General features: G+C 50.3%; 10 protein-coding genes. 8 read left to right on the top strand and 2 right to left on the bottom strand.

All coding sequences use genetic code 11. From position 1 onward, the window contains the following. The 8 genes from TJ79_RS16720 to TJ79_RS16690 all read left to right on the top strand — a co-directional run. The coding region (locus TJ79_RS16720; protein ID WP_040951488.1) for a pyridoxal-phosphate dependent enzyme at positions 1–602 on the top strand (602 nt) is incomplete at its 5' end. Beyond that, positions 577–1,824, top strand: coding sequence for an ATP-grasp domain-containing protein (locus TJ79_RS16715; protein WP_040951487.1), 1,248 nt, complete (start codon positions 577–579; stop codon positions 1,822–1,824). The genes TJ79_RS16720 and TJ79_RS16715, both read left to right, overlap by 26 nt. Further along, a complete protein-coding gene (locus TJ79_RS16710; protein ID WP_052339678.1) occupies positions 1,821–2,915 on the top strand; it encodes a GntG family PLP-dependent aldolase in 1,095 nt (364 codons plus the stop codon). Before TJ79_RS16715 ends, TJ79_RS16710 begins: the two co-directional genes overlap by 4 nt. 92 nt (positions 2,916–3,007) lie before the next feature. Beyond that, positions 3,008–3,892 (top strand): glycosyltransferase family protein, encoded by an 885-nt coding sequence (locus TJ79_RS16705; protein ID WP_040951486.1) that lies wholly within the window; start codon positions 3,008–3,010, stop codon positions 3,890–3,892. Between the two features lie 155 nt (positions 3,893–4,047). After that, positions 4,048–4,974, top strand: a complete 927-nt coding sequence (locus TJ79_RS16700; RefSeq protein ID WP_052339677.1) for a polyprenyl synthetase family protein — start codon at positions 4,048–4,050, stop codon at positions 4,972–4,974. A 182-nt stretch (positions 4,975–5,156) separates the two neighbouring features. Further along, positions 5,157–5,321 (top strand): competence pheromone ComX, encoded by a 165-nt coding sequence (gene comX, locus TJ79_RS27290; RefSeq protein ID WP_155987924.1) that lies wholly within the window; start codon positions 5,157–5,159, stop codon positions 5,319–5,321. Between the two features lie 55 nt (positions 5,322–5,376). Next, positions 5,377–7,704, top strand: a complete 2,328-nt coding sequence (locus TJ79_RS16695; protein ID WP_040951485.1) for an ATP-binding protein — start codon at positions 5,377–5,379, stop codon at positions 7,702–7,704. A gap of 13 nt (positions 7,705–7,717) precedes the next feature. Then, positions 7,718–8,383 carry a response regulator transcription factor gene (locus TJ79_RS16690; RefSeq protein ID WP_040951484.1) on the top strand — a complete coding sequence of 222 codons (666 nt, stop codon included), beginning with the start codon at positions 7,718–7,720 and terminating at the stop codon, positions 8,381–8,383. Here the strand turns inward: TJ79_RS16690 and TJ79_RS16685 are convergent. Together TJ79_RS16685 and TJ79_RS16680 are read right to left on the bottom strand one after the other, a co-directional pair. Then, the gene (locus tag TJ79_RS16685) at positions 8,377–9,084 is read right to left on the bottom strand and encodes a 4'-phosphopantetheinyl transferase family protein (RefSeq protein ID WP_040951489.1); all 708 of its coding nucleotides are present in this window, start codon (positions 9,082–9,084) and stop codon (positions 8,377–8,379) included. The genes TJ79_RS16690 and TJ79_RS16685 overlap by 7 nt on opposite strands. Positions 9,085–9,251: 167 nt before the next feature. Further along, a complete protein-coding gene (locus TJ79_RS16680) occupies positions 9,252–9,920 on the bottom strand; it encodes an SIMPL domain-containing protein (RefSeq protein WP_052339679.1) in 669 nt (222 codons plus the stop codon). Positions 9,921–10,130: the final 210 nt, after the last annotated feature.

The following is a 10,130-nucleotide window of genomic DNA, read 5'->3' as shown; positions in this document are numbered from 1 at the left end:
ATCCGGGCAGCTATGCGGAACTGTCGGATGAGATCCGCACGGATCTCGGCGCAATCGATTACCTCGTCGGAGCCGTAGGCAGCGGCGGTTCGCTGTGCGGCTCAGCGCGGGCGATCCGATCATGGAGTCCGAATGTGAAAGTAATCGCCGTCGATGCGGTGGGAAGCATTCTTTTCGGCCAGCCTGATCGTCCCGGCCGTCTACAGAGCGGATTAGGCAATAGTATTTCGCCGAAAAATCTGGATTTGGCGCAGGTCGATGAAGTGCATTGGTTGAACGATGAAGAGGCGTTCAGCGCCACGCTGGAGCTTGCGCGGAGAGAGAAGATTTTTGCCGGCAACAGTTCCGGTTCCGTTTACGCCGTCGCTTCTTGGCTCAGCCGCCGAATTTCGGCCTCCGAACGGATCGTCGCCATCTTTCCGGACCGGGGAGACCGATATTTCAATTCCATTTTCAACGATCAATATCGCGAGAAGCACAACCTTGCCTTCCGCATGCCACAAGAGCCGACTCTTGTCCATAAGACGGACGTCGTTCATTCCTGGTCGTATGCATCCTTATCGGGGAGGGAATCTCATGCGGAAACAGTTGCTATTCCTTGAATCGAACTCGACAGGCACGGGAATGAAAGCGATCCGGACCGCGTCCGAATGGGGATTCCTTCCGGTTCTGCTGACGAATGACCCGTTGCGCTACCGCGATTTGGATATCCAGATCTGTGAAGTCGTAACCTGCGATACAAACGACTATGAGACGGTTTCCCACATCGTAGAAGCAAGGCATGATGCAGGGGAGCTGGCCGGATTGCTCACGACCAGTGATTTTTATCTGGAACCGGTAGCGCAGCTGGCTGCGCAATTCGGCTTTCCCGGCAGTTCTCCTGGCGCGATCCGCGCTTGCCGCAACAAATGGCTGACCCGGCAGAAGCTGCGGGAAATCGGTATTCCGCAACCTGCCTTCGTAGCCGTTCATTCTCCGGCGGAGGTCATCTCCGCCGTGCGAGCCGTCGGCTTGCCTTGCGTCGTCAAACCGATAGACGACAGCGGCTCCAACGAGGTTCGCTTGTGCCGGACGCTGGAGGAAGCGGAACGCCAAGCCGCACGTGTTTTCGGCGCGACTTTCAATGTTCGTGGCCAACTGGCTTCCCGTACTGCCTTGATCGAACAATTCATCGACGCACCCGAATACAGCGTGGAGATGTTTGCCTGGCAGGGCGAGCTTCATTGCATCGGGATTACTGAGAAACAGACCATGGGCGACCCGTTTTTTGTCGAGTCGGCTCATTTGTTTCCTGCTCCTTTGTCCGAGAGTAAGGCGGTGGAAATCCGTGCAACCGTCCGGCGGGCGCTTCGGCATATCGGCGTTATTCACGGGGCTACACACACTGAGGTGAAATGGACCAAGGAGGGTTGCGTACTCATTGAAGTGAATCCCCGCTTGGCCGGCGGGATGATACCGGAAATAATCAAGCTGGCCTCCGGGATCGATCTCATCGAAGCGCAATTGCAAGCGGCTCTCGGGATGGCTCCGGAATTATCACCGCGCCGGTATGGATATGGGAGCATCGGCTTTATTATGGCCGAGGAGGACGGCAGGCTGTTGGCAAGCGGCGGCGTGGAGGACGCGGCTTGCGTCCAAGGCGTGAGCCAGCTCGTCATGCATGCCAAGCCCGGCCAGCCCATTCGCAAGCCGCAAAACGCTTATGACCGCTTGGGCTACATCATTGCAGAAGGAGCAACGCCTGGCAAGGTTTCTTCCTCTGTGCAAGCGGCGGTATCGAAGATAAAGCTGGAAATCGAACAGCTGGAAGGGGTGAGCCGATGATCGAGCTGCGCAGTGACACCTTTACTTTACCCACCCCCGAGATGATGGCAGCTATTGCCGATGCGCCTCTGGGCGATGATGTATATGGAGAGGATCCGACGGCGCTTAGGCTGGAACGAATGGCCGCCGATATGCTGAATAAACCGGCAGCCTGCTTCATGCCCAGCGGCACGATGGCGAATCTGGCCTCCATTATGGCGCATTGCCCACGGGGAACAAAGGCGTTAGTCAGCGGCCAGTCCGATATTTACATTTATGAGGCAGGCGGTGCTTCCATATGCGGTGGCGTCATTTACGAACCTGTTCCTACGCAATCTGACGGCAGCTTGGCATTGACCGATTTGGCACGGGCTATAGAGGAGGATACAAACGATCCGCAATTTGCACGAGCGCGACTTATTTGCCTGGAATTGCCTCATAATCGGTGCGGGGGCAGCGTGTTCTCCCTTTCCTATTTGCAACAGGTACGCGGCTTTGCCGATAAAAAGAGATTGGCGATTCATCTCGATGGCGCCCGGTTATTCAATGCAGCCATCGCCCTTGGCGTCGAAGCCGCCGAAATCGTCCGTTATGCCAACTCGGTGCAATTTTGTCTATCCAAAGGGCTTTCGGCGCCGATCGGTTCGATCGTCGCCGGGAGCGAAAGCTTTGTCGCCGACGTCAGACGGCTAAGGAAAATGCTTGGCGGCGGCATGCGTCAAGCGGGGATAATCGCCGCGGCCGGAATCGTCGCACTGGAACGGATGGTCAGCCGACTCGCTGAGGATCACCGGCGGGCGCGGTGGCTGGCCGAAGGATTGAGTGCTATTCCGGGATTGAAGCTTGAAACGCCAGGTACGATGACCAACAGCGTGCTCTTCCGGGTTGAGGATGAGAGGTATTCGTGGGAGACCTTCATAGCGGCTCTGCACGGTAAGGGGGTACGCATAAGCGAGCTTGGCTATGGCCGCTTGCGTGCAGTTACGCACGCTGGCATCACGGATGAAGATATCCGCAAAACGTTAAGGGTAATGACGGAACTGCTTTGCGGGGACCCGGTCGGCAATAAACTGGCGTACGCAGCGAAAGACCACAACGAAGAATTGCGATAAACCACAAAGCGGTTTACGGTGCAAGGCTGAAAAAAGAAGATTAAGATAATGTTAACAGCAGATTCGGCTAAACGCGATGAGGAGAATGGCATATGGACATCCACGTAATTGTACCGATCCCTGAGGAAATTCAGGCGCTTCCCCATGTGCTTGAAATGCTCCACAGCCAAAAAGAAGCACCTGCGTTTCATACGATTTTGGTAGGCAATTGCGAACGGGCCGAACTTCATTCCATGATGGTTCATCAGCAGGATCATAATCCCGAGTTTTCCGCAAAATGGTTGCATGTCCCCACAGCAAATCCGGCGAAACTACGAAATGCCGCCGTGAGCGCCTGTGAAGGCGGCTTGCTAATTTTCAATGAAGGAAACCGCATTCCCGGCTCTGATTTTGTTCAAGAGCATGTGATCTTCCATCAACAATCCGGAAATATGGAGAACTTGCTTGTGATGGGTACGCCGCAGGAACTGGACACGGCGCTATGGAAAAAGGCTGTCGCTCCGGGCTCCGCTTTTTTCCGGGACCAGGAAGAGATGCGCGTTTCCCTTTTTATCCGCAAATTGATGCAGCTCTATAATAGAGAAGGCATGACAGATTCGTTTATTCCGTGGATTTCCACATTCGGGGGCAATATGTCCGGAAGCCATGAATTATTCCGACGCCATGGGTTCGATGAGCAGCTTGGGGAGTGGGGGCTGGAAAATATTGATTTCGGGTACCGATTGTTTCAGGATGCGGGGGTTTTCAAGTGGAACCGCAAGGCGTTCAATTATGCCTTTGAAGACAAGAAAGAAACGGGATATTACGAGAATCGCATCCTGAGAGGATCTTACTTGCTGGAGATCAAGTTTCGGAATTCTAAAGCGATGCAGGTGGTCGGCCCTTTTCTGCTGGGAGAATTAACGCTGGAGGCGATTGAATATCAAATCGGGAATACACGCGCTAAATGGCTGCTGACACGGGAAGCCCATTCATAGGATAACGGCGTGAGCGTTACAAGCAAAGCCTCTTTTCAGGCTTTGTTTTTTTATTGCAGGATTTACAAGATTAGGTATACTGATATTTAGAAGGTTTAACAGAATTAGGGATTTTACGACGGGCTCCGACATTTCCGCTAAATGGAGAAAGGGAAATGGTAATGGTGACGGAGGAAACGGAACGGATCGGTTGGGCCATGAGAGAAGCCGTGGAGTCGCAATTCACGACAGATCATCTTCGGCAGGAAGCCCTCTCCTACTTGGCCGTAAAAACATCGGGGAGGCTATCCTTTGGCGAGCTGACCATTCTGCATTACCGAATGTTCGGCGGAACATCGCCGGGTATTTACAAAGCGGCTGCGGCGGTTGAACTCTTAATTTTGGCGCTGGACATTTTCGATGATTTACAGGATCAGGATCAAAAGCAAATGCCCTGGTGCATCAATCCGCCGGCCCTTGCCATGAACGTGGCCATTGGCCTGACCGCCTTAAGCCATGACCGCTTGTACCAGGTTGAAGACGTATCTGCGGAGCGCAAGCTTGGTCTTTGGACATGTATGAACGATCTATTGCTGAAGGCTGTTAACGGGCAGCATACGGATCTGGCAAACGAGATTCACAGCGAAGAGGATTACTTGCGAATGATCGCGGGAAAATCCGGATCGCTGACCACCTTGGCCTGCCTGATCGGCACTTGTTTGGCAACGGATAAAGATGACCATACGGTGCGCCTGTATGCTAAACAAATCGGCGTAATCCAACAAATCCGCAACGATATCCGTGATATTTGCCGCTGGGATGATAAGAACGATTTTTTACATAAGAAAAGAACGCTGCTACTGCTCTTCCTGCTTGAATCGGATCAGCCTGAGTTCGAAGTTTTCCGCGATTATATGGAAGGCAGGGTCGATAAGTCGTATGTGGAAGAGCGCAGAGAGCAGATAATGGCTCTGATCGAAAGCTCGGGAGCAATCGAGTATGCCGAAGCCATGTGCGCGATGCTGCGAATGGAAGCAGAAGATGAGGTTCGCCAACTGGAACTGACTGATGATTATATGGAGCAGTTATTGGTCTATTTTTAACCACTTCTATGACAGTGATCTGACCGCATACCGCAAATACCACGCAAGCGAACGCAAAATCACGCAACCCGGCAAACACCGTAAAATGGCGGTTTTCTCCTGATATGATTGTGGTCTCGCTTCAATTTTTCGATGATATACTTGACTCGTAAGTAAAAATCGAAAAAGAAGAGGCGATGAACATGTTGAAAAAATTATGTTTCGAGTTTGCACAAAATCCCGAGTTGGCCGGAAAGTTCAGAGAAGGCTCCTACTTCGTCGAAGGTCTTTCCAACAGAGAGCACAAAGCGCTGCTGAGCATCTTGAACCGGGACGGCAAAGTGTCAGAACCCAAGTTGTGGGCTTAATCGAGTACATACAAAGCAATCCAAACAATAGCAATTCAAGAGGCGGATTCTCAGTATGCAGAGAAGAAACGGCATTATGCTGGTCATGATCTTCACGATTTTGCTAGGTATTTATACGGTAGTAGTAACCCTTGCTTCTCCGTTAATCGGCCTTCACGTGGCCTCTGACCATAAGGGCAGCATCGTCGTCAAGAGCATCGATAATATGAGTTGGGCGGAGAAGCATGCTATTCAAATCGGCGACCGCATCGTATCGGTAAACGGACAATCACCGGAAAGCTTTTCCAGAGTCCATAAATACGGGAAAGTTGAGGGCGCTCGCGAGCTAACCATAGGCCGGAATGGCATTGTGACCGATTATGTTATTTCCGAGCATAGCGGAATTGAGAGCGTCCTCTATAATGTTGTGATGCCTTCTCTCGTATTTATCCTTATGGTCGTGTTTTCCTTATTCATTTATTGGAAAAAGGAAATCCACTCCTCGGCTAATATGTTGATTCTCTTTTTTCTCACGATGGGCTATGCTTATCTCGGTTCCGTCGAATCCTCGAAGGTTGACTCATTGGTTCAACTGTTCGAAATGCTCTCCTTTTTATTTTGCCTCGTGTTTCTTCTGCACTTTCTTCATGACTATTTCAGCCACCTATCCGTCAAGATCGTTCCTCGCAAATTGCTGAAAGGTTTGTATGCGCTGAGCGGCGCCGTTTTTTTAGGAAACTTCATCCTCTTGTTTTCCGATCTCGGCATGGTATACAGCGCATGGACTAAAATAGATTTGATCGCCTTCAGCATCGACTTGTTTACTGTGCTTATCGCGCTGATCTATGGCTATATCAAGCAGCGGGCGACGGTCAATGAACCGGTATTCAAAATCATGCTGTTCGGGATATTCTTCGCGTTTATCCCGTATGTCGCTTTGGATGCACTTCCCTTTGCGCTGCTTAACGTACGCTTGATTCCCGAGCGGATCGTTATCATGTGCTTGTATTTGGTTCCTATCGTATTTTTTTACTTAGTTACGGTGAACAGGCTGCTGGATATCGATTTCTTCATCCGCCGCTACCGTTACTACTTGCTGCTTTCCATCGTGCCGACAACCAGCATTCTTTTGCTGTTCTCTTATTTAATAAAATCCGAATGGAATACCGCCAAATGGGTGGAAACCACGCTCATCGTTTATTTGGGCATGACTATCTTTTTGTATTTTAAAGAAGAAGTTGATTACCGGATGAGGATGAAAGTCTTTCAGCAGGTCCATAATTACCAGAACAGCTTGCAGCGTTTTGCCAGCGAAATTACGCAGGTGATGAAGATTGAAGAGCTGCAGGAGCGGATCATCAGCGAATTTAAAAAGATTTTGCAGATGCGCAGTCTCAGCGTATTTGAAATTAACCTGGAAATGAACGCCTTTTTGTCCAAAAAGGGTGGGGACGATTTGATAGTCGAGGAAGTCATGAAGGATATCGGAGAGAAAAACCGTCTGGAAATCGGCGATATCATCGACGTCAAACAAGGGCTCTACCTATGTATGGGACGGGGCCAAAATAAATATCTGATTGCCAAGACCGGGGGCAAGGCGAATCTAACCAAGTTCAATCGGGAAGAGATCGATTGGATGCGGTCCTTGGCCAATTATGCGGGCATTGTTTACGAGAATCTGCATTTAATCAGCGGGCTGATGCAGGAACTGGAAAAATCGCTGGAGAAGCAAAGCATGGCTCCCACGTGGCTGCTTCGGCTTTTATTCGGATTATCGGAAAAAGAACGCAGAAGTTTGGCGACCGATCTCCATGATTCGGTGCTGCAGGATCAGCTTTACTTGTATCGAAAGCTGGAAGATATCATAACCCGATCCGATACGCCCGCCCCCCTTGTGACGGAGCTGGATACGATCAAGGAAGGCATCCTCGATAGCATTCATCAGATCAGACAAACGTGTACCGAGCTGAGGCCGCCGTTTTTGAAGGAACTCGGCATCAACGAAGCCGTAAAAACACTGCTGGACTATACGAGATTGCGGACGAATTTCCATATCCAATTCGATTCCGATGAAATGTCCGCCGAGCTAACGGGAGATCAGATGCTGGCCATTTACCGAATCGTGCAAGAACTGCTGCATAATGCGGAAAAGCATTCGAAAGCGGGCACGGTCAACATAAAACTCGCGACTGTCGCGGATGAAGTTTGGCTTCGGTATGAGGATGACGGAGTGGGGATGGAAATGGATGTGCTGCGGGCTTCCTTCGAACATATGGGACTTTCCGGCATTCGGGAACGGGTAGCCAGCTTGGAAGGAGCCGCAGAGTTCTGGTCGGCTTTGGGGCAAGGGCTGAGGGTCAATATTCAATTACCATTAATCTCATCGATTGGACGATATGTTTGAGGAGGACGGGAACATGACGCACATTCTGCTGGTTGACGATCATCCCTCCGTGAGGGAAGGAACGAAAGCGATTCTGGAGAAGGAAGAAGATATGGAAGTGACCGCCGTTTCCTCTGCAGTGGAAGCGCTGGAGGTGGTCCGGTCGTCGCAATCTTTTGACGTGATGTTGTTCGATTTGAATATGACCCCGATCAACGGGCTTGAACTGACGAAGCGCATGAGCGCGATCAATTCCGATTTCATCATTCTGATTTATACCGGTTACGAAATCTCTCCCCACTTCAATCTGCTGGTAGAGGCGGGCGTTTCCGGGTTCGTGAGCAAAACCGCTACGAGAGATCAATTGGTAGACGCCATCCGGTGCAGTATGCGCGGGGAGGCGCTCATCCCGGTCCCGCTCTTGAGACAGCTTCGCCGTAACGATGTGCGGCTTTCCACATCATCGAAGGATAATCAATTGGAAGAGGCGTCCATCAACGATAAAGAGCAGGAAATTTTGGCCGAAGTGGCCAAAGGCCGCAGCAACCGCGAATTGGCGCAAATTTTGCTGATGAGTCAACGCACGGTGGAGTACAATTTGACCCGAATTTTCGCCAAATTGAATGTGAAGTCGCGGGCGGAGGCAATTGCGGAAGCTCGGCGTATCGGACTCATTTCGGACATGGATTGGACTCAGTAAGCGCTGTTCAAGGTCAGGAATCTTTCGCAGAGCTCGCTGGCAGTGAAGGTCAGAGGAGCGGCAGCAAATCGGGTATGGGTGGTGCAGACGGCAAGCTTATAGTCCGGATCGATGGAATATTGTTTAAAATAATAGTCTTGCTCTACGGGTTTCTCGCATTGAAGGGTAAAATCGGCGTACTCATCGGCTGAAGGGAAAAAGGAAAATGAACGAAGCGGGATGGATAGGCCTTTTCCGACGGCTTTGATGAAGCTTTCTTTAAGTGTCCAGAGGGTGAAAAAGTAGGATAATCGTTCATCGTTGGGAAGCCGTAATAAATCTTCATGTTCGGACGAGGTGAAGAAACTTTCGGAAATGGCCATGTCGATGGGAACGATTTTTTCAACGTCGATACCGACCGGAGAAGAATCGAAGATGCACGCGACCCACTCCCCGGAGTGGGAAACATTATAATGAAAATCCAAAGAGCCAGCCAGATACGGCTTGCCGTACGGGTTGGTGTCAAAGATCAACTGCCTGGCATCAAGATTCCTTTTTTGCATGATGTGCAGCCGCACCGCGATTTCCGCTAGCAGTGATCTGATCTGATCCGCTTTTTGCCGGTATCGGCGGATACGATCTTGTTTGGGATGGGGCAAGCAGCTCAATGCTTGTTCGAACATGACAGCATCAAGTGAATCCAGTTGGGTAACGGTTATCATTTCTTGCAAAAGATATCATCCTTCGGATCGGGTGGGATGGCGTTTTTTTACAAATTCGATAAGCAAGCTCCTTTTCCTTTTATGCTAATGCGAGAAAAAAGTAAGCCTGTAACGGCATCGCCGATTACAGGCTTTTTTAGCTACAGATGCTGAATTACCTTTTTCTATTAATAATAAGTATACTGAGCCCGGACCGTTGCACGAATTTCCAGTTGCCCAGGCTGGATGGGAGTCGGCGCGGCGGCGCCTTCTGCCATTAGCGCGGCTTTAAAAGGAATCGGCGGTCCTACGTTTTGGGTCTCCTCCGTTACTTTCAGTGGCATCCGAACCAGCGTAACACCTAACGTTCTGGCGATGGCGCCCGCTTTGCTTTCGGCATTTTGAACGGCAGCGGACAGCGCTTGGTTATAGATGAGCTCGGGATTGGCAACCGAGAACTGAATGCTCGAAACGAAATTCGCTCCGTTTTGTACAGCCGTGTCCACCACTTGTCCGGTAAGTTCCACCCGGTCGAGGGTGATCTGAAGCAAATGGGTGACTTTATAGCCCTTGAACACGGAAGTTCCATCTTTGAAATCATATTGGGTTTCGATTTGATAGCTGACGGTTTGAATATGATTCTTTGGAATGTTTAACCGCTGCAAGGCATTGATCACATTCGTTGTGGCTGTGGCATTTTCCCTTTGGGCGGCAGAGAGACTTGGGTTCTCGGTTATGACGCCTAGAACGATAATCGCCCTGTTCGGAGATGCTGATAAGATACCTTCTCCCGTAACCTCGATGATTGGCCGGCAATATGGAGAGTGGGGAGCGGTCGTCATTACAGGTGATGACATTGGATAAGCATAGTTCATTTGCCCGACAACCTTTCCAATTTTTTACTTTATATAAAAGATGTATTTTTGACCTCACTCGATCATTCCAATGCGGTTCCACTTCGAAAAATCTATTAACCTTTGGTACTTAACGTCCAAAAGAAAAACTGCATAGATTTTAATCTACGCAGTCACGCAGCTTCTTCCTATATTCGGCGGTCAACTAAAATA

This window comes from Gorillibacterium massiliense, from assembly GCF_000455485.1.
In the GTDB taxonomy this organism is placed as follows: Bacteria; Bacillota; Bacilli; order Paenibacillales; family NBRC-103111; genus Gorillibacterium; species Gorillibacterium massiliense.
The sequence above is the reverse complement of the archived record's forward strand: the minus strand, read 5'-3'. Positions and strand labels throughout refer to the sequence as shown.

Bases quoted from the DNA above. Each gene is read 5' to 3' on its own strand.
- comX (WP_155987924.1), top strand. From the start codon at position 5,157: ATGTTGAAAAAATTATGTTTCGAGTTTGCACAAAATCCCGAGTTGGCC.
- TJ79_RS16710 (WP_052339678.1), top strand. From the start codon at position 1,821: ATGATCGAGCTGCGCAGTGACACCTTTACTTTACCCACCCCCGAGATG.
- TJ79_RS16715 (WP_040951487.1), top strand. From the start codon at position 577: ATGCGGAAACAGTTGCTATTCCTTGAATCGAACTCGACAGGCACGGGA.
- TJ79_RS16705 (WP_040951486.1), top strand. From the start codon at position 3,008: ATGGACATCCACGTAATTGTACCGATCCCTGAGGAAATTCAGGCGCTT.
- TJ79_RS16690 (WP_040951484.1), top strand. From the start codon at position 7,718: ATGACGCACATTCTGCTGGTTGACGATCATCCCTCCGTGAGGGAAGGA.
- TJ79_RS16695 (WP_040951485.1), top strand. From the start codon at position 5,377: ATGCAGAGAAGAAACGGCATTATGCTGGTCATGATCTTCACGATTTTG.
- TJ79_RS16685 (WP_040951489.1), bottom strand. From the start codon at position 9,084: ATGATAACCGTTACCCAACTGGATTCACTTGATGCTGTCATGTTCGAA.
- TJ79_RS16680 (WP_052339679.1), bottom strand. From the start codon at position 9,920: ATGTCATCACCTGTAATGACGACCGCTCCCCACTCTCCATATTGCCGG.
- TJ79_RS16700 (WP_052339677.1), top strand. From the start codon at position 4,048: ATGGTAATGGTGACGGAGGAAACGGAACGGATCGGTTGGGCCATGAGA.